Annotated in this window: 15 protein-coding genes; 7 read left to right on the forward strand and 8 right to left on the reverse strand. The window is 60.6% G+C overall.

The genetic code is table 11. The features are described 5' to 3' along the window. Window positions 1-44 precede the first annotated feature (44 nt). Entirely contained in the window at window positions 45-689 is a 645-nt protein-coding gene (locus tag K3557_RS10780) for a response regulator transcription factor (protein WP_129370486.1), read from the forward strand. A gap of 70 nt (window positions 690-759) precedes the next feature. Beyond that, window positions 760-1,728, forward strand: coding sequence for a LuxR C-terminal-related transcriptional regulator (locus K3557_RS10785; RefSeq protein ID WP_259993825.1), 969 nt, complete (start codon window positions 760-762; stop codon window positions 1,726-1,728). Window positions 1,729-1,733: 5 nt separating this feature from the next. Here the strand turns inward: K3557_RS10785 and K3557_RS10790 are convergent, their stop codons facing one another. Then, entirely contained in the window at window positions 1,734-2,882 is a 1,149-nt protein-coding gene (locus K3557_RS10790; RefSeq protein ID WP_259993826.1) for a lytic murein transglycosylase, read from the reverse strand. A 264-nt stretch (window positions 2,883-3,146) separates the two neighbouring features. Here K3557_RS10790 and K3557_RS10795 point away from each other — a divergent pair, with 264 nt between their 5' ends. After that, window positions 3,147-4,136, forward strand: a complete 990-nt coding sequence (locus K3557_RS10795) for an MBL fold metallo-hydrolase (protein ID WP_259993827.1) — start codon at window positions 3,147-3,149, stop codon at window positions 4,134-4,136. Between the two features lie 82 nt (window positions 4,137-4,218). Here K3557_RS10795 and K3557_RS10800 read toward each other — a convergent pair whose 3' ends face one another. Both K3557_RS10800 and K3557_RS10805 read right to left on the reverse strand, forming a co-directional pair. Next, window positions 4,219-4,419, reverse strand: coding sequence for a hypothetical protein (locus tag K3557_RS10800; RefSeq protein WP_259993828.1), 201 nt, complete (start codon window positions 4,417-4,419; stop codon window positions 4,219-4,221). A gap of 254 nt (window positions 4,420-4,673) precedes the next feature. Beyond that, the gene (locus tag K3557_RS10805) at window positions 4,674-5,525 is read right to left on the reverse strand and encodes a hypothetical protein (RefSeq protein WP_259993829.1); all 852 of its coding nucleotides are present in this window, start codon (window positions 5,523-5,525) and stop codon (window positions 4,674-4,676) included. Between the two features lie 404 nt (window positions 5,526-5,929). Here K3557_RS10805 and K3557_RS10810 point away from each other — a divergent pair, with 404 nt between their 5' ends. Beyond that, a complete protein-coding gene (locus K3557_RS10810) occupies window positions 5,930-7,681 on the forward strand; it encodes an acetolactate synthase 3 large subunit (RefSeq protein WP_259993831.1) in 1,752 nt (583 codons plus the stop codon). A gap of 86 nt (window positions 7,682-7,767) precedes the next feature. Further along, window positions 7,768-8,328 (forward strand): acetolactate synthase small subunit, encoded by a 561-nt coding sequence (gene ilvN, locus K3557_RS10815; protein WP_259993833.1) that lies wholly within the window; start codon window positions 7,768-7,770, stop codon window positions 8,326-8,328. A 33-nt stretch (window positions 8,329-8,361) separates the two neighbouring features. Here ilvN and K3557_RS10820 read toward each other — a convergent pair whose 3' ends face one another. Next, the gene (locus K3557_RS10820) at window positions 8,362-8,718 is read right to left on the reverse strand and encodes a cold shock domain-containing protein (RefSeq protein ID WP_259993836.1); all 357 of its coding nucleotides are present in this window, start codon (window positions 8,716-8,718) and stop codon (window positions 8,362-8,364) included. 275 nt (window positions 8,719-8,993) lie between these two features. Here K3557_RS10820 and K3557_RS10825 point away from each other — a divergent pair, with 275 nt between their 5' ends. Beyond that, complete coding sequence (locus tag K3557_RS10825; protein WP_259993837.1) at window positions 8,994-9,752, forward strand: helix-turn-helix domain-containing protein; 759 nt, start codon at window positions 8,994-8,996, stop codon at window positions 9,750-9,752. A 2-nt stretch (window positions 9,753-9,754) separates the two neighbouring features. Here K3557_RS10825 and K3557_RS10830 read toward each other — a convergent pair whose 3' ends face one another. The 3 genes from K3557_RS10830 to prfB all read right to left on the reverse strand — a co-directional run bounded on the left by K3557_RS10830 (window position 9,755) and on the right by prfB (window position 13,458). Next, window positions 9,755-10,525, reverse strand: a complete 771-nt coding sequence (locus tag K3557_RS10830) for a DUF2189 domain-containing protein (RefSeq protein WP_259999611.1) — start codon at window positions 10,523-10,525, stop codon at window positions 9,755-9,757. A 198-nt stretch (window positions 10,526-10,723) separates the two neighbouring features. Then, a complete protein-coding gene (locus K3557_RS10835) occupies window positions 10,724-12,133 on the reverse strand; it encodes a hypothetical protein (RefSeq protein ID WP_259993839.1) in 1,410 nt (469 codons plus the stop codon). A 197-nt stretch (window positions 12,134-12,330) separates the two neighbouring features. Then, window positions 12,331-13,458, reverse strand: a complete 1,128-nt coding sequence (gene prfB, locus K3557_RS10840) for a peptide chain release factor 2 (RefSeq protein ID WP_129370475.1) — start codon at window positions 13,456-13,458, stop codon at window positions 12,331-12,333. Window positions 13,459-13,682: 224 nt separating this feature from the next. Here prfB and K3557_RS20470 point away from each other — a divergent pair, with 224 nt between their 5' ends. Beyond that, window positions 13,683-16,145: a Hint domain-containing protein gene (locus K3557_RS20470; RefSeq protein WP_311198469.1), complete on the forward strand. Its 2,463-nt coding sequence runs from the start codon at window positions 13,683-13,685 to the stop codon at window positions 16,143-16,145. Here the strand turns inward: K3557_RS20470 and K3557_RS10860 are convergent. Next, a complete protein-coding gene (locus K3557_RS10860) occupies window positions 16,139-18,640 on the reverse strand; it encodes a penicillin-binding protein 1A (RefSeq protein ID WP_259993841.1) in 2,502 nt (833 codons plus the stop codon). The two genes, K3557_RS20470 and K3557_RS10860, sit on opposite strands and share 7 nt — an antisense overlap. Window positions 18,641-18,728 lie beyond the last annotated feature (88 nt).

Below are 18,728 nucleotides of genomic sequence, written 5' to 3' on the forward strand. Positions count from 1 at the left end.
CTGCGGGGCCTCTTTAGCAATGGAAATCTGCCGTTGGGGGGATGATGGCTGATCCGGTGAAAGTTCTGATCGTGGATGACCATCCGATGGTCGCCGAGGGCATCCAGTCGATCCTGGAAAGCTATGATGATATCGAGGTCGTCGGCTCATTGACTGACGGGCGCGACGCGGTGGAGCAGATGGGCACTTTGGCGCCGGATGTGGTGCTGATGGATCTGAACATGCCCAATCTTGGCGGGCTGAGTGCGACCGAGATCATTCTGGAACAGCACCCCGGCACCCGTATCCTGATCCTGTCGATGCATGACAGCGCCGAATATATCTCCACCGCGCTCAGCCATGGCGCCATGGGATATGTTCTGAAGGATGTGCCCACAGAAGAGATCAAACAGGCCGTTGATGCGGTGATGAAGGGGCAGACCTATCTTTGCACCGGGGCCGCGGGTTCGCTGAAGCCCAAGGGTGGCGACAGCCGCGAGGCGCTCACGGGCCGTGAACAGACAATCCTGCTGGAGCTGGCACAGGGAAAGTCAAACAAAGAAGTCGCCCAAGCGCTTGATATCTCGGTCAGAACCGTTGAGACACACCGCAAGAACATCAAGCGCAAGCTGGGCATTTCCTCAACCGCCGGCCTGACCCGATACGCGCTGGAGCATGGCGTGCTGCAGGGGACTGGCGCCGGTTTCTGATCCCCTCCCGCAATTTTGCCTTTGTGATGTGCCGCTCCTGCCCTAGCCTCCCGGGCCAGGGAGACGCGCTATGACGACGGACAAACCCCCGATCACACCTGAAACCCAGGCCAAATGGCAGCGGGTGGTGGACCTGGTGGCCGAGCTGACCGATGTGCCCGCCGCATTGATCATGGCGACTGTGGATCTGGATCACCGGGTCAAGGTCTCCAACTCCGCTGACAACAATCCCTATTACCCGGGCCGCAAGTACCACCTGAATGAAAAGCTCTATTGCTTCGGCGTGTTCGAGGCTGATGGCGAACTGGTGGTCGAGGACGCCCAGTGCGACCCCCGCTGGCAGGACAACGAAGACATGGAGCACGCCATGTCCTTCTACATCGGCTATCCGATCAAATGGCCCGATGGCGAGGTTTACGGCACCATCTGCGTGCTGGACACCCGCCGTAACAAACGCGCCCTGATGTTCCGCAAGGGCCTGCAGGAGTTCTGCCGGGTGGTCGAGGGCGATCTGGCGCTGCTGTTGGAAGTCGCCCAGCGCAAACAGGCCCAAGCGGAGCTGCGCGAGACCGTGCGGGCGCGTGAAGACACCATCAAACGCCGCACCACCGCGCTGGAGGATGCCAATACCGCGCTGCGCGTGCTGATCGACAATGTCGAGGCCTCGCGCCACGAGACCGAGCAGCAGATCGTGCAGCAGATCAAGGGTATGGTACTGCCCTATGTGGCCAAGCTGCGGCATCTGGATGCGGACCGGGAGCTGCAAAGCGCCTATTTGCAGATGGTCGAGGATAATCTCAAGAACATCACCTCAAGCCTGTCCTCCAAGCTGGCCGAGACACTGGAGCAGCTGACGCCAGCGGAGACCGAGATCATGCAGTTGATCATGATGGGCCGCACCACCAAGGAGATCGCGGCCACTTTGGGGCGGGAGACCAGCACCATCGACTTTCACCGCAATAACATCCGCCAGAAGCTGGGCCTCAGCCGGCGCGAGAACCTGCGCCAGCATCTGATCGCGCTGAATTCGGCCGAGTAGCCCGGTTACCTAAGGCTGCTGAGCAGCGTCTGCGACGGATCACCTGTTGCGGGCAATCCACGGCTGGATTGAAAGCCGCTGATGGCGGCACGGCTTTTCGGTCCCAGCACACCGTCGGCGCCGCCGGTATCGAACCCTTTGGCCGTCAGGCGTTTTTGCAGCAGGATGCGGTCGTCCTTGGTCAGCCCGTATTTGTCCGGCGGGAAACTGGCGCGCAGCGGGCCGCCGCCTGCGATGCGGTCAGCCAGATGGCCCACCCCGATCGCATAGGAATCCGAGTTGTTGTAGCGCTTGATCGCATTGAAGTTTCCAGTGACCAGGAACTTCGGCCCGCCCGCCTGCGGCTGCAGGGTGCGGCCCGCAGGGGTGCCCGGCGCCCCGGCCTCGCCGCCCCATTTCTGTCCGCGGGTCCAGCCATTGCGCTGCAGATAGGCAGCGGTGGAGGCCAACGAGTCACTGGGATCCTCGGACCAGATGTCGCGGCGTCCGTCGCCAGTGAAATCAACTGCAAAGGCCTGATAAGATGTCGGGATGAATTGGGTATGCCCCATCGCGCCAGCCCAGCTGCCGGTCATCCGCGCAGGCGTGGTATCGCCGTTCTGCAGGATCTTCAGCGCTGCAATCAGCTGTTTTTCAAAGAACGCCCCGCGCCGCCCGTCATAGGCCAGCGTTGACGTGGCCGAGATCACCGGCACATTGCCGCGGCGCTCACCGTAAAAGCTCTCCAGCCCCCAGATTGCGCAGATGATTTCCGCATCAACGCCGTAAGCGCGCTCCAGCGCCCGCAAGGTGGACTGATGCCGGGCAAAGGCGGCGCGGCCCTTGGACAGGCGCTCGTCCGAAACGGCGATGGACAGGTAATCCTCCAGCGTGCGCTTGAATTCGGTCTGGTTGCGGTCGCGTTTGACAACGCCGGGCAGGTAGCCCGCACCGCGGAACGCTGCGCGCAGGGTGGATTGGGAAATGCCCCTCGCCTCGGCGCGGGAGCGGAACGACGCCACCCAGGCGTCATAGCCCGTATTGGGCACGGGGCGAAGGTCCGCCGGCAGGCTGGGGCTGCCGCTGGAGCCGCTGACCGTGGGCACTGTGCTGCTGCAGGCGGTCAGCCCAAAAGCCGCAAGACCAAATCCAAAATGACGCCGTGTGATATCCATGCTGCTGCCCGTTCCGATATTTGTTTTACAGCCCGGTTGCGCCGGACTTGTTTCCTGACAAGCTGCCAGAATCCGGAGATGGCGCCAAGGCCCGGATTCCCCCCGCAGCAAAGACCCGCCACAGGCCCCCGGCCGCTTGTTATGGGGCCGCCCCCCATATTTACCCCATATTCTTCCGGGGCACCCCTGACCTGCAACCCTGTCTAGCCTGATTACATCGCTGCACCAATGCGGCGGTCAGAAAACACCAGGGAGACAGAACCAATGGATGAGCAAAGGAAGAACCTCGATCCGGTGAGGCTGGACGGGCGCAAAGATGATCTGGCACCGGGGCTGTCGCGGCGCAGTTTCTTTGCGGCGGCGGGTGCCGCAGGTGTGGGCACTGCCGCCAGCCTGCTGGGCAGCACCAGCGCCCAGGCGCAATCCACTGACTGGCTGCAGCCCGGCAACAACAACCATGTGATCGACCTGCAAAACGCAGGGTCATTCACCGATGGCGAGGTCAAGATCGATTTCTACGGCCATTGCGCCTTCAAGATCACCTCACCCGGCGGCACCTCGATCCTGTTCGACCCGTGGCGGGATGATCCGTCGGGCGCGTGGGGGCTGTGGTTCAAGCAGAAATTCCCGGAGACATTGGTTGATATCACCATGTCCACCCACACCCATTTCGACCACGACGCCATTGACCGGCCGCAATCAACCATGGTGCTGGACCGGATGGTAGGCACATTCGAATTCGCCGACATGAAGATCACCGGCTACGCCGACAAACACGCCTGCGTGGCGCCGGGCTGGTATCCGTGGACCGACGCGCTGGCTGAATTCGGGGTAGAGGCCTGCCCGCCCAATAACCCGGGCCATATGGATATGGTGACCTACGTGGTGGAAACCGGCGGCATCCGCACGCTGATCTGGGGCGACAACCGGCCTGACCCGGCAGACGGGTTCTGGGATGCCATCGGCCGAATTGACGTGCTGACCCTGCCAGTGGATGGCTCCGAACACATCCTGTCCTATGCCCAAGCCAATGCACTGGTTGAGCGGATCCAGCCCAAGGTGGTGATCCCAACCCACTACCTGTCCGAGACAACCACCTATACGCTGTCGACCCTGCAGCCAGCCGACACCTGGGTACAGGACCAGAAAAGCTTCAAGATACTGGAGAGTGCATCACTGTCGCTGGCCGCCGCGGATGTTCAGGGCATGGATAAGGAGTTCCTCTATTTCGGGCACAACGCGCTGACGGAGTAATCCTCGGCATTGCCGCAACAATGTTGTGCCCGGCTGGCCGGGTGCCCTCCCCCAGGGCGCCCGGCATCGGTCCTTTGCCGGGTCAGCTGGATAGAAACCGCCGCTGCGGGAAACCTGCCTGGGCTAAAATCTCCCAGATCTTCTGCTCAAGATCCGGTTCGTCGATTTCCAGGCAATTGCGCCGGAAGTACCAGGTCATGAACTGCGCATAGCCGCGGGTGCGGGCCAATGCGCGCTCCAGTGCGGTGGCAAACTGCCCCGGCCGGGTGACGGTTTCCGCCATGCGGTGAAGACCCGAAGCGCCGTAAAGAATGGCCGGTTTTCGGTGCAGGAACCCTTCGAAGGCTTGCCCGTTCCCGCTCCTGCCGGTGGCGGGAACGCCGCTGATCCTTGAAATTCTGCTGCAGCTGCCAATAGAAACGCTTGGCGTATTGGAACGGCACCATGTATGTGCGGAACAGGCGGCTGCCTATCGCGCTCAAACTGCGGATCCCCTTGGGATCAAGGTGTCCTTGCCGCCAAAGGGTAAAGCAGCAATCAATCCCGCAACGCGTCGGCGCGCAGGCCTTCACGTTCGTAATGCCGCGGCAGCACCCGGCCATAAAGCTGTTTGGTGCGCTCAACCCCGCCGCACATGCCTTCTTTTTCGACAAAAGAGAAGATACCGACATAGCGCCTGCGCGGGCCCTCGACAGGGGCGACCCGGTGCAGTGAATAGCGGCCGCGGAAAATCTGCAGGTCGCCGGGCTGCAGCACCAGTTTGCGCACCAGCGGCGAGCCGCCCGCCAGCACCCGCGCCACGCCGTCATAATTCTCATCCGCGGGGGTGCGCAGCATCGGGGCATATTCGAAATCGCCGCCCGCCTCGCCGTTCTGGATCACCAGTGTCACCGTGTAATTGTTGGTGTCGAAATGCCAGGGAAAGCCCTGTCCCTCCTCGACCATGTTGATGATCACATCGGCCAGCGGATCGTCATAGCGGAAGAACCGGTCCTCTGGCTCCCCCAGGGCGGTGCGGATGAAAGGCATGAAACCGGAAAACTCATAAATCGCCCGCAGCGGGCTGTCCGATCCAAAGTTATCCGCCGGAATAAAGGCGTTGGAGCGGTCATAGAATTGGCGCACCGGGTGGCTCTGCGGCAGTGCGGTGTCGTCCTTGCTGAAATAAGCATTGGTACGGCTGAAGGATTTGTGGCCGGTCTCCGCCACCGCATCGGCCTCAGCTGCCAGTCTGGCAATTCCGTCCTGATGCACGAATCCCGGCAGCACCGCACAGCCATCCGCCCCCAGGTCGCGCTGCAGATCCGCAATCAGCCGCGCATAAGCTTCGGAGCCGGGCCGGTCGATCGGATACCGCCCCAAGTCGATCAGATCAGAAAGTTGAACCATTTTTGCATCCTTCCCTGTGTGCTCTTTTGAGTTGAGCTTGCCCGTGGAAAATCTGCTGATCTTGCAAAAACGGGACACCGGCGTGCCGGTTTTGAACGATTCCGCATCACCGCCCCCCTCTGCCTTCGCGGAAATGTCGCTGCACCCCGGGGTTCAAGCAAGAAAATGTCCCCGCACGGCGCTTTTTTGATACCTTTGGCGGTTGACGCCCCTGTCCAGCGCCCATAATGTCGCCCGCAACGCAAAAAGGAGCCTGTGGCCGTGACCACCCTAGTCGTAATCGTAGGAACCAAGCGCATGGGCCGGTAACGGTAAACCATAATCGAACCCATGCGCCTCCGACTTGAAATCGGGGGCTTTTTTTATGCGTAACGGACGATGCCGCCAATTGGAGCAAAAAGCAGATGACACGTGAAATGACCGGCGCAAAGATGGTTGTCCAAGCCCTGAAGGATCAGGGTGTGGATGTAGTCTTCGGATACCCAGGCGGCGCCGTGCTGCCGATCTATGACGAGATCTTTCTGCAAAATGACATCCGCCACGTGCTGGTGCGCCACGAACAGGGCGCGGTGCACGCCGCCGAAGGCTATGCCCGCTCCACCGGCAAACCCGGCGTTGTGCTGGTGACCTCTGGTCCCGGCGCCACCAATGCGGTGACCGGTCTGACCGATGCGTTGCTGGATTCCATCCCGCTGGTGGTTCTCACCGGCCAGGTGCCGACCTTCATGATCGGCTCGGACGCCTTCCAGGAAGCCGATACCGTCGGCATCACCCGCCCTTGCACCAAGCACAACTGGCTGGTCAAGGACACCAATGCGCTGGCCGGCACCCTGCATGAGGCCTTTCATGTCGCTACCTCGGGCCGTCCGGGCCCGGTTCTGGTCGACATTCCCAAAGACGTGCAGTTTGCAAACGGTACCTATAACGGGCCGAAACCAGCCGCCTCCCATTACCAGCCGCAAGTCAAAGGCGACATGGAAGAGATCACCGAACTGGTCGCAGCCCTTGAGACCGCTAAACGCCCGGTGTTCTATACCGGCGGCGGCGTGATCAACTCCGGCAATGCCGCCAGCCAATTGCTGCGCGAGCTGATTGACGGCACCGGCATTCCGGTGACCTCAACCCTGATGGGGCTGGGCGCCTATCCGGCCTCCGGCAAGAACTGGCTGGGGATGCTGGGCATGCACGGGCTGTATGAGGCCAACATGGCGATGCACGGCTGCGACCTGATGATCAACATCGGCGCCCGCTTTGACGACCGCATCACCGGCAAGATCGACGCCTTCAGCCCGAAATCGAAGAAGGCGCATATCGATATCGATCCCTCCTCGATCAACAAGGTGATCCGGGTCGATATCCCGATCGTGGGCGATGTGGCGCATGTTCTGGAAGACATCCTGAAGGTCTGGAAGTCGCGCGGCCGCAAGGTGAACCGCGAGGCGCTGGCCAAATGGCACAAGCAGATCGACGAATGGCGCGCGGTGAACTGCCTGAACTTCAAGAACTCGGACAAGACCATCAAGCCGCAATATGCGCTGCAGCGCCTGGAAGAACTGACCAAGGGCCATGACCGCTACATCACCACCGAGGTCGGTCAGCACCAGATGTGGGCGGCGCAATACCTGAATTTCGAGGATCCGAACCGCTGGATGACCTCGGGCGGGCTTGGCACCATGGGCTATGGTTTTCCGGCCTCGATCGGCGCCCAGATGGCGCATCCGGACGCGCTGGTGATCAACGTCGCGGGCGAAGCCTCCTGGCTGATGAACATGCAGGAGATGGGCACTGCGATGCAGTTCCGCCTGCCGGTGAAACAGTTCATCCTCAACAACGAACGCCTGGGCATGGTGCGCCAGTGGCAGGAACTTCTGCACGGCGAGCGCTACTCGCACAGCTGGTCGGAATCGCTGCCCGATTTTGTGAAACTCGCCGAGGCTTTCGGCGCCAAAGGTATCTGTGTCAGCGATCCCAAGGACCTGGATGATGCGATCATGGAAATGATCGAATACGACGGGCCGGTGATCTTTGATTGCCTGGTGGAAAAGCACGAGAACTGCTTCCCGATGATCCCGTCAGGCAAGGCGCATAATGAGATGCTGCTGGGCGAGGCCGATACGCAAGGCGTTATCCAGGCCGGCGGCGCAGTGCTGGTGTAACGCGGCAGCGCCGCAAATTTCTTCGAAGAAATTTGCCAGGAAAATTCGAATTTTCCTGGCAGCGACATACGAGAGAAAGGCACGACATGTCTGCCCTGCATATTAATAAAGGCTCCACCCGCCATTCCGCCTACAACCTGCGCCCGACGTTTTCGGATGTGCAGGAACGGCACACAATTGCGGTTCTAGTGGAAAACGAACCCGGTGTTCTCGCCCGTGTCATCGGGCTGTTCTCGGGCCGCGGTTACAACATTGAAAGCCTGACCGTGGCCGAAGTGGATCATACCGGCCATCTATCGCGCATCACCATCGTCACCACCGGCACCCCGCAGGTGATTGAGCAGATCAAGGCCCAGCTGGGACGGATCGTTTCGGTGCGCGACGTGCATGACCTGACCGTCGAAGGCGTGGCCGTAGAGCGCGAGCTGGCGATCCTCAAGGTCGCCGGTGAAGGCGAAAAACGCGTCGAGGCGCTGCGGCTGGCCGATATCTTCCGCGCCAATGTGGTTGACAGCACGCTGAACAGCTTTGTTTTCGAGATCACCGGCGCGCCGGAGAAGATCGACGCCTTTGCCGATCTGATGCGCCCGCTTGGCCTGTCCGAGATTGCCCGTACCGGGGTCGCTGCGCTGCTGCGAGGAAATTGACCCTGCAGCCGGCTCGCGGACGGGCCGGCAGTATCAGCCCCGGCTTACATGAAGCGGCGCCGCAACGCGCCGCTTTTTCACAGATTGCTGCGGAAAGGGAACAATAGTTCCGTTTTCCGGCCCGGCACCCGCCGCTTCGGCGCCGCGACCCGCTGCCGCACACAGCCGGTCCGCCAGGCCCGGGCTGCCCTGTTCAAGCAATACCGCAAGATTTTCCGCAATCCTGCAATTGCCGCTCAAAGTTAACTCAAACTCAACCCAATCGCCTGGATTCAGTTCATGGAAGTCTTCACTTGCCTTTTTTGTGTAGAAAGCAAGGTCACCCTGATCATCGCACCAAATAACGGCTTTGTTCAGGGATTCATCACTCCATAAAATAACTCCAATCATACCAGTCCTCGCATTGCCGCATTCCAATTCTGGAACAATTGAGGTGACGCCAACATGGTAAAATACGCGCTGGACTATTGCATTTTGTGTCGGCTTGACTAGCCTTGTGACGTGAACTAGCAACAGCAATGACGTCAAACAGGATCAGCGCTGCGCAGCCCTCAGCCGATTTCCCGCATAAGGCGTTGTCAGATAGTGCTAAAATACCGCAACCAACTACGCCATCAGAGGCAATGATGACCAGCCATACCCGATCCCCTGCCGACCTGAGGAACATGTTTGGCGCCAATTTGCGTCAATTGTCGCGGCAATATCCGTCGATTTCGGAACTGTCGCGGCAGCTGGGGATCAACCGGACCCAATTCAACCGGTACCTGTCCGGCGAAAGCTTTCCGCGCCCGGATGTGCTGGACCGCATCTGCCAGTTTTTCGAAGTGGATGCCCGCATTCTGCTCGACCCGGTGGAAAAACTGTCAAAAACCGGCCAGGTCATCAACGGCGCCTTTCTCGCCGATTTCCTGGGCCGCGGCGTGCTGCAGCTGAGGGAAGAATTCTTCCCGTCCGGATTCTACCGCTTCACCCGCCGCAGTTTCATCAATGACGACAAATTCGTCATTGGCCTGGTCTATGTCTTCCGCGACGCAGGCGTGACATACATAAAGGGTTTTGAAGCCAAGGAGGCGATGCGCAGCCAGGGCCTGCCCGACAGTCCCGGCGTCCGCGAATTCCGCGGCTACATCAGCGGCCACGAGGACGGTGTCGCCTTTGTCATCGCCCGCCGAAATGCCATGACCTATTCCTTCAACTACCTGGCCCGGGTGGCCTCGCTCGAGAACAACTTCTGGTCCGGCTACGTCGCCCGCACCGTCCGGGAAAACGAAACCGGCGAACGGGTGACGCGAATGGTCTATGAACATCTTGGCCGGGACACCAAACAGGTGCTGGCCGCTGCCCGCAGCGCAGGGTTCGCCAATGAAGCAGAGCTGCTGCCCTTTCACCAGCGGCTGCTGCACACCGGCCAGCCTTTCTGCTGACCCTATTCAGCAGCAGCCTGGCGGTAGATGTGCCAGGTGGCGTGACCGAGCAGCGGCAGCACCACAAACAGCCCCAGGAACCACGGCAGCAGCGCGGCAAAGGTTACGGTAGCAATCAGACCGGCCCAGATCATCATCACCAGAAAATTCTGCTGCACATATTGGAAACTCGTGATCATCGCGGTGACAAAATCCACCTCGCGGTCCAACAGCAGCGGCAGTGAAATCACCGTGATCATGTAAAGCAGCAACGCAAACAGCGCGCCGACGGCGGTGCCGACGGCCAGCATGGTCAGCCCGTTAACGGTCAGAAAAACCTCGGCTGAACTGGAGATATTGGTCATTGTGGCATGGCCCATGAACAGAGCGAAAATCATATGGCCAAGGAAAAACCAGAACAGGAACACCACAATGATGATGGCGCAGATAGACGGCAGCTGACGGCGGCTTTGCTGCAAAACCACACCCAAGATCCTGCCAACCGCTATCCCTCTGCCCTGCTCAAGGCGGTGCGAGACCTCATACAGGCCCACCGCTGCAAACGGACCGATCAGCGGAAAGCCGATCGCTGCAAGAACCAGCCAAAAAGTGGTGCCGGTCCGAACCGTGGTCCAGGCCATGGCCCAGCCTGCCAGCACATAAAAGCCCGCAAAAAACAGCCCGTAAACAGGTTTCGCCCGGAAGTCCGCCCAGCCCCGGCGCAGTGCCTCCAACAGCATCTGCGTCGAAATCGGCCGTAGCGGCGGCACCCCAAAGGGCTTTTCGGTGGTCATCGCGGTCTGTCCTCCCATTTGGTGTTTTTGCCAGCCTAGCCGCGATCCGGGTGTTAAAAAATGCCTTCCGGATACATATTACCAATTACCCTGCGGGATCAGCGCTCCGGCCTGGCCTGTCAGGTCCCACCCGGATCCCGTGCAGAACAAAGACGGGCCTTACGGTCCGCCTTCTGTCCCGGAAAATTCAGTTTGCAGTCAGACAAACATGAAGTCATCAGCGGTCAGGACAAGCCCGGCCTCGCCGTCCAGCCGGATGGTTCCGCCATCATGGGTGATCAGACGGTCGCCGCCGTCATCCTCGATAACAAGGCTGCCAATGCCGCCACTGTGCCCCCTGATTTGCAGGATATCGGTGCCATCCATGAAGTCCCTGACCAGATCATCGCCGCTGCCTGGTGCAAATACAAATGTGTCGGCGCCGCCGCCGCCCTTCAGCGTGTCATTGCCGCCGCCACCGTTCAACGTGTCCGCGCCGCCGCCGCCGTTCAGCCTGTCCGCACCGCCGCCGCCGTTCAGCGTATCACCGCCAGCCAAACCAAACAGCCGGTCATTGCCGCCCTTGCCGGCAAGCAGATTGGCCCCGCCATCCCCCGTCAGCCTGTCGCCTTTCGAGGTGCCGGTCAGGTTTTCGATGCTGGTTTCCTGAAAGAACCCGGCGCCCTCCGCATTCAAATCGCCGCCCGGCGCTCCCGGGTTCTGCCAGGCGCCACCCGAGTCGAGCGAGAACCGCACACCGGTTGCGAAATTCGAGAAATCAACAGTGTCTCTGCCGCCGCCGCCTTTGATGTTCAGTCCGAAACCGGGATCCGTCTCCGAGACTTTCACGACGTCCCTTCCTCCTCCCAGCCGAACCATGCCAGCGCCGCCCGAGCCGATTTCGACCATATCCTTGCCGTCGCCGGTTGAGATCAGCTCAACCCACTCCTTGCCGGTGCGGACACTGTCCTTGCCATCCCCGGTACGGACGATGCCAGCGCCATGTTTGCCAATCACCACGGTGTCGTCGCCGCCCGATGTGCTGACATATTCAACGCCCCCCTTGCGGACCACGACCTTGTCGTCACCTATGCCGGTTCGAACTGTGCCGGCCCAGCCGGTCCCGATGGTGATCACATCTCCCTTAGCCCGATCCGCATCGCTGCTGTCCAGCCCGGTTTGGATGTTGAACACAAAGGCATTGCCAGTGGTGACGATGTTTTCCTCGGCAAACAGAAAGATGGAGAACGTGCTGCCATCCTGATTGTTGCCCAGTTTGACCTCGTGTTTTTCCCCGTCCCAGCCGTTGATCTGGCGTATGCGGGTCGAGTCCAGTTCCACCACAGAATTGAAACCAACCTCCAGATAATCAATCCGGCGGCCTGCACCGCTGTCCATATCAGTGATCGTCGTCAGGTTGTCCTCGGCGGCATTTCCAAACCGGACGATCTTGGCTGTCCAATCCTCGCCAGTAAGATCAAGGTTCGACACAAGGCGGTTGTCCGGGTTCCCCTCAAAGACATTGTAGGTGTTCATGAACCGGTCGAACCATTCGGCCTCACTTTGACCTTCAAGCCGGGGGATCGCGGTTTCACCGTCAAAGGTCAGATTCAACTCTACCGTGGCCATGGCAAAGTCCTCCTCGTTAAATAGCTGAAATTGTTAAAACGGGGTTTCACTACCGGAAACAATGCCCGGACCCCCCAAGGTTTAGTGTATCATAAGTTGACAATAAAATGAACGCGCACGGAAAAAGAGCCTCGGGGTGGGCACCCTGAGGCTCTGTCATTCTGCGGCTGGCGCGCCGTTTGCAGCGCGACGCCTGGTTAGTCCTCGCCCTGCGCCTCCGAGCGGCTTTTGCCAGCGACATTCATCGCCAGCGTTGCGCCCATAAACCCGTCCAGATCGCCATCCAGAACACCCTTGGTATCCGAGGTCTCGTGGCTGGTGCGCAGGTCCTTCACCATCTGATAGGGCTGCAGCACATAGGACCGGATCTGGTTGCCCCAGCCCGCATCGCCTTTGGCCTCGTGGGCGGCGTTGATCGCCTCGTTGCGGCGGTCCAGCTCCTGCTGATACAGGCGCGATTTCAGCGCCTTCATGGCGATGTCGCGGTTCTGGTGCTGCGATTTTTCCGAAGAGGTCACCACGATGCCGGTTGGGATGTGGGTGATCCGCACCGCCGAGTCTGTGGTGTTCACGTGCTGGCCGCCTGCGCCTGAGGACCGGTAGGTATCGACCCGGATATCAGAAGGGTTCACGTCGATCTCGATATTGTCGTCCACCACCGGATAAACCCAGACCGAGCTGAACGACGTGTGCCGCTTGGCCGCCGAGTCATAAGGCGAGATCCGCACCAGCCGGTGCACGCCGCTCTCGGATTTCAGCCAGCCATAGGCGTTGTGGCCGGAAATCTTGTAGGCGGCGGATTTGATGCCCGCCTCGTCGCCTGCGCTTTCGGATTGCAGCTCGACCTTGTAACCCTTTTTCTCGGCCCAGCGGACATACATCCGCGCCAGCATCGAGGCCCAGTCGCAGCTTTCGGTGCCGCCCGCGCCTGCATTGATTTCCAGGAAGGTGTCATTGGCATCGGCCTCGCCGTCCAGCAGCGCTTCCAGTTCCTTCTCGGCAGCCTTGTCCTTCAGCGCGCTCAGCGCGGCTTCGGCATCCTTGATGACTTCCTCATCCTCTTCCATCTCGCCCAGCTCGATCAGCTCGATATTGTCAGAGAGATCCTGTTTGATGCCCTTGTAGGTATTGATCGCATCCACCAGCGCCTGGCGTTCGCGCATCAGCTTCTGGGCCGCGTCGGGATCGTCCCACAGGTTCGGATCCTCAACCCGCGCGTTGAATTCCTCCAGGCGGAATTCAGCGGTTTCCCAATTCAACCGCTGGGCCAGCAGCTCCAGCGATTTCTCGATATCCGCCACGATGTTCTGGGTTTCCGCGCGCATGGGAGGTCCTTGCAATCTAAGATCAGGCTTGTGTGATAAACCACACTTGCGCCGCGGGCAAGCGGCCAGACCCTGCCCCGGACCGCCGGTCGCTGCGGAAAAACCAACTAAAATGCCGCGCGTTTTCCAAAGCCGGAAATACGCGAAATTAACGCGGCCTGCTTGACTTTGGGATCTGGAACGCGCGAGCAGCCTGCCCGCTGCGAATTTGAGGAATTGGGACCATGCCCAGCGGGTATCTTGTCCAGCTTGGAGACGGATCGCTCGATCACGGCGATACGATCACGTCCACCTATTCCTCCTTTACCACGGACCAGAACCTGGGCGCCGGCAATTGGAGCTGGACCGGCTCCCACGGCGGCACGCCTTACACCAATGAAGTCGAAAGCGGCGTTTATTATCTCGGCGCTGACGGCAACGTTTACTTTGTGCCGGATCTGGGCCCGCCAGACACCTTCAGCTCGGCCAGCGCCGACAGTCCGCCCGCCTATACAGACACCGACGGCCCGGTCGAGGGCTCCAGCGGCGCAGATAACATCGACAGCAGCTACACCGACAGCGATGGCGATCAGATCGACAATGGAAGCGGCGGCGGCGCCTCGGGCAATCAGGACACGGTTGAGGCCGGCGCAGGCAATGATACCGTCAACGCCGGTGCAGACAACGACATGGTGTTCGGCGGAGACGGCGATGACAGCCTGGAAGGCGGCGCAGGCGATGACACGATCTATGGCGACAGCAGTTCTGAGGCCGGGCTGGCAGATTCCCAGGAAAGCATCGATGACTCCAACGTTACTGACACCAGCAGCGGTTTCACAGTTACGGCCAGGGATTTGTCGGGCACTGCCAATGCGGCCAATATCGACTATTACGATGGTGCATTTGGCGTTGCCGGGGCCATCTCTGACTCCGACAGCGGCGTTGACGCGCAGATTGGATATGACAAAGCATCAGGCATTTCCGAAGAGCTGATCGTCGACTTCGATCAGGATACAACCGACGCCAGCTTCACCTTCAAGCACTTGTTTACTGATGGCAACGGCGAAGAAGGCCATTGGGCGATCTATAAGGACGGCGTCCTGGTCGCCCAGGGGGATTTTACCGAAGATGTGGCCGGGACCGGTACAGGGACCGTCGACATCAACGGTTATGGCGCCTTTGACCAACTGGTCTTGTCGGCCAACCTGCAAACCGATGGCACCGACGGGTCCGACTACACGATCTCGAACATCACATTCACGGTGCCGCCGGAGGACCCCGCTGATGGTGATGACAGTATTTCCGGCGGCGGCGGCGATGATCTGATCTATGGCCAGGGGGGAAGCGACACAATCTCCGGCGGCGCGGGAAATGATACGCTTTACGGCGGCAGCGGCAACGACACGCTTTGGGCGGGAACCGGAGATGACCTTGTCTATGGCGGGGATGGCAACGACCTCTATGACACGGACGAGGGTAACGATACCTTCTATGGCGAAGGCGGGGACGACTGGGTTGCAGTTTGGGCAAATCCTGATGGCGAAACCCTGGTGGGCGGCGAAACCGATGAAACCTCCGGCGACATGCTGGAGCTCTATGGCGACGGCACCGGTATAAACATCACCTTCACGGGTGATGAAGCAGGCTCTTTCTCCGTCGGCGGGGATAGCGTCACTTTCTCGGAGTTCGAACGCTACTACCTGCATTCCGGTGACGATACGCTCAATGCGTCCATCGGAACCTCGGATATCTGGGTCAAAGGGGCCGCAGGCGACAACAGTCTGACCGGCGGCAGCGGCAGCGACACCCTTCTGGGTGAAGGCGGCAGTGATACACTGGAAGGCAACGCCGGAGCCGACTCCATCGACGGTGGTTCCGGTGATGACAGCCTGATCATCGGTGAGGGCGACACAGCCTCGGGCGGTGACGGCGACGATTATTTCACCATAGTCGACACCGGCGACAGCGGCAGCAACAACATGACCGTCACCGGTGGCAACACCGGGCAAACCACCGGCGACACGCTGGATTTCAACGGCCAGCTTGACAAGGGCACGCTGAACATAACCGACAATACCGGCGGCAGCCTGACCGGCACGGCTACACTGCTGGATGGCAGTGTGGTCAGCTTCTCGGGTATCGAGAACATAATCTGCTTCGCAGCCGGAACCAGAATAGCCACCACCGCAGGCCTGCGCGCCATCGAAACGCTGCATCCGGGCGATCAGGTGATCACCCGCGACAATGGTTTGCAACCGGTGCGCTGGATCAGTCAGTCGACGGTGCCTGCAACGGGCAACCTGGCCCCGGTGCGGATCCCGGCCGGGTGTTTCGGCGCTGAACGCGACCTGCTGGTGTCACCACAGCACCGGATGCTGTTTTGCGGCGCTGCTTCAACTTTGCTGTTTGACGAAAACGAGGTTCTGGTCCCGGCGCTGCATCTGGTCAACGGCAGCACTGTCCGCCAGGAAACCGGCGGCACTGTCACCTATGTGCACCTGTTGTTCGACCAGCACGAGATCATTTATGCCGAAGGCGCGCCCTCGGAAAGCTTTCATCCCGGCGCCCAAGCGGTCTCAGCCCTGGACGATCCGGTGCGCGAGGAGCTGTTCCGGATCATGCCCGATCTGCGCTGGAGCACAGGAACATATGGCGCCACCGCGCGCCAGGTTGCAGCGCGCCACGAGGCAGCGCTTTTGTTTCAGTAAAGCCCGCCGGAACTGATGGTGCCAAAGGTCGCCTTGGGCCCCAGCACGGCGGTACCGCCGCTGGAGGTGGTCACCTTGCGTCCCGATTCCTGCACCTCTTCGATCAACGGCAGGTTCGACCCCATCGCAAAGCCGCCATCATAGGTCAGGCCAAAGATCGGCTCGGCGCCGTCGCGGAAATACTCCGCCACCACATAGGCGCCTGACGCATTATCGGGCAGCCGTGCGCCGGTATAGCGGTCAATCTTGATGAAATGGCCGCCTTCCGGCACGTCGAACGGGCCGCCGCCGAACTTCTCGGTGGCCTTTTTCATGAACTGCTGGAACACCGGGCCGCACATGGTGCCGCCATAGGCACCGCGGCCCATCGGGCGGGGCTGGTCAAAGCCCATGTAGCAGCCGGCCACGATGTTGGAAGTGAAGCCGACAAACCAGACATCGCGGGAATCATTAGTGGTGCCGGTCTTGCCCGCAGTGGGCACCGGCAGGTTGATCACGCTCGACGCGGTGCCGCGGTCCACCACGCCCCGCATCATCGAGGTCAGCTGATAGGCTGTGATCGGATCCATCACCTGTTCCCGGTCGGTAACAATCCGCGGCGCCTGACCAGGGGCCAGATCGGGGTCTGCGCATTCGACACAGTCGCGGTCGTCATGCCGGTAAATGGTGCGCCCGAAACGGTCCTGCACCCGGTCCACCAATGTGGGCTGCACCCGCTCGCCGCCGTTGGCAAACATCGCATAGGCCGCGACCATCTTGTACAACGTGGTTTCCTCGGACCCGAGCGAATTGGCCAGGAAGGCGCCCATATTGTCATAAACGCCAAAGCGTTCCGCATAGCCCGCGACAACGGGCATCCCAACCTCCTGCGCCAGGCGGATTGTCATCAGGTTCCGGCTCATCTCAATTCCCGTCCGCAGAGGCGTCGGGCCATAGAATTTGTTCGACGAGTTCTTGGGCCGCCACAGACCCTGCGGCGTGTTGATCTCGATCGGGGCGTCCACAACGATGGTTGCCGGGCTGTAGCCGCTGTCGAGTGCTGCCGCATAAACAAACGGCTTGAAGCTGGAGCCGGGCTGGCGCAGCGCCTGGGTCGCGCGGTTGAACACAGAATGCTGGTAGGAGAAACCGCCCTGCATTGCCAGAACCCGGCCGGTGTTCACGTCCATAGCGACAAAGCCGCCCTGCACTTCCGGCACCTGGCGCAGCGACCAGTGGCTGAACGTGCCGCCTTTTTCCTCGGCCCGCACCAGCACCACATCGCCGCGGGTGAAATTGGCGGCAAAGCTGCCTTGCATCCATTTGATGTCAGAGCGTGGCACCGTGCCCGTGCCCTCATTGTCTTCGACACCGACGGTCAGCGATTTATCACCAACCTCCAGCACCACGGCCGGATACCATTTGCCGCCCAATTCAATGTCCCGGGACACGTCGGCACTGGCCAGCGCGGCACGCCAGCCGGCCTCATCCGCAAGCTGCACCTCTTCCAGTGTCACGCCGGTGCCACGCCATTTCCCGCGCGAGCGGTCGTACTTTTGCAAACCGCCGCGCATCGCCAGCGCCGCCTCGGCCTGCATTTCGTGGTCGATGGTGGCACGCACGGTAAAGCCGCCGGTGAAAAATTCGCCCTCGCCAAAGTCCTGGGTCAGCTGGCGGCGGATTTCATCGGTAAAGTAGTCGCGCGGCGGCAGCGCGGTGCGGAAGCCCTCGAAATCGCCATTCTGCACCGAACGCAGCGGCTGCGCCACTTCGACGCCATAGACATCCCGCGAGATATAACCATTCTCGCGCATCTCCCGCAGTACGTAGTTGCGGCGCGCCAGCAGCCGTTCCTTTTGCCGTACCGGGTGGTAATCCGACGGCGCCTTGGGCATTGCAGCCAGCGTTGCCGCCTCATGCGGGGCGAGTTCCCCCAGCGTTTTGTTGAAATAGGTCTGCGCCGCCGCCGTCACACCATAGGAATTCTGGCCCAGGAAGATCTCGTTCAGATACAGCTCCAGGATCCGTTCTTTATTAAGCGTCTCCTCCAGCCGTGTGGCGAGGATGATCTCCTTGATCTTGCGCTCGGCACGGCGGTCGCCGGACAGCAGGAAGTTTTTCATCACCTGCTGGGTGATGGTTGAAGCGCCGCGCACATTCGCCCCGCGCGAGCGCACCGCCTCAACCGCTGCCGCTGCGATACCGCGGGCGTCATAGCCCGCATGAGTGTAAAAGTTCTTGTCCTCCGCCGAGATAAAGGCCTGTTTCACCAGATCCGGAATGTCCGCCGACGGCGTGAACAGGCGCCGCTCCTTGGCGAATTCGTCGATCATGTGGCCTTCGCCGGAATAAATCCGGCTGATGGTCGGCGGCTGATACTGCGCCAGAGAATCGTGGCTTGGCAGATCGCGACCGTAGATCCAGAACACCGCGCCAATGGTCAGCGCCACCATCGCCACCCCAAGGGTGAGGGTGCTGAAGATGGAACCAAAGAAGGAGAGTATGAACCTAAGCACGGGTTTGGCCTTTCTCGCGAGGTGCCGCCTATATAGGTGCGGCAGTCCCCCGGGTCAAAACAGGAAACAGCGGATATATGCCAGAGAG

Origin of the sequence: Leisingera sp. M523, assembly GCF_025141335.1 — a bacterium.
Lineage (GTDB): Bacteria > Pseudomonadota > Alphaproteobacteria > Rhodobacterales > Rhodobacteraceae > Leisingera.

Bases quoted from the DNA above. Each gene is read 5' to 3' on its own strand.
- K3557_RS10780 (WP_129370486.1), top strand. From the start codon at position 45: ATGGCTGATCCGGTGAAAGTTCTGATCGTGGATGACCATCCGATGGTC.
- K3557_RS10785 (WP_259993825.1), top strand. From the start codon at position 760: ATGACGACGGACAAACCCCCGATCACACCTGAAACCCAGGCCAAATGG.
- K3557_RS10790 (WP_259993826.1), bottom strand. From the start codon at position 2,882: ATGGATATCACACGGCGTCATTTTGGATTTGGTCTTGCGGCTTTTGGG.
- K3557_RS10795 (WP_259993827.1), top strand. From the start codon at position 3,147: ATGGATGAGCAAAGGAAGAACCTCGATCCGGTGAGGCTGGACGGGCGC.
- K3557_RS10800 (WP_259993828.1), bottom strand. From the start codon at position 4,419: ATGGCGGAAACCGTCACCCGGCCGGGGCAGTTTGCCACCGCACTGGAG.
- K3557_RS10805 (WP_259993829.1), bottom strand. From the start codon at position 5,525: ATGGTTCAACTTTCTGATCTGATCGACTTGGGGCGGTATCCGATCGAC.
- K3557_RS10810 (WP_259993831.1), top strand. From the start codon at position 5,930: ATGACACGTGAAATGACCGGCGCAAAGATGGTTGTCCAAGCCCTGAAG.
- ilvN (WP_259993833.1), top strand. From the start codon at position 7,768: ATGTCTGCCCTGCATATTAATAAAGGCTCCACCCGCCATTCCGCCTAC.
- K3557_RS10820 (WP_259993836.1), bottom strand. From the start codon at position 8,718: ATGATTGGAGTTATTTTATGGAGTGATGAATCCCTGAACAAAGCCGTT.
- K3557_RS10825 (WP_259993837.1), top strand. From the start codon at position 8,994: ATGTTTGGCGCCAATTTGCGTCAATTGTCGCGGCAATATCCGTCGATT.
- K3557_RS10830 (WP_259999611.1), bottom strand. From the start codon at position 10,525: ATGACCACCGAAAAGCCCTTTGGGGTGCCGCCGCTACGGCCGATTTCG.
- K3557_RS10835 (WP_259993839.1), bottom strand. From the start codon at position 12,133: ATGGCCACGGTAGAGTTGAATCTGACCTTTGACGGTGAAACCGCGATC.
- prfB (WP_129370475.1), bottom strand. From the start codon at position 13,458: ATGCGCGCGGAAACCCAGAACATCGTGGCGGATATCGAGAAATCGCTG.
- K3557_RS20470 (WP_311198469.1), top strand. From the start codon at position 13,683: ATGCCCAGCGGGTATCTTGTCCAGCTTGGAGACGGATCGCTCGATCAC.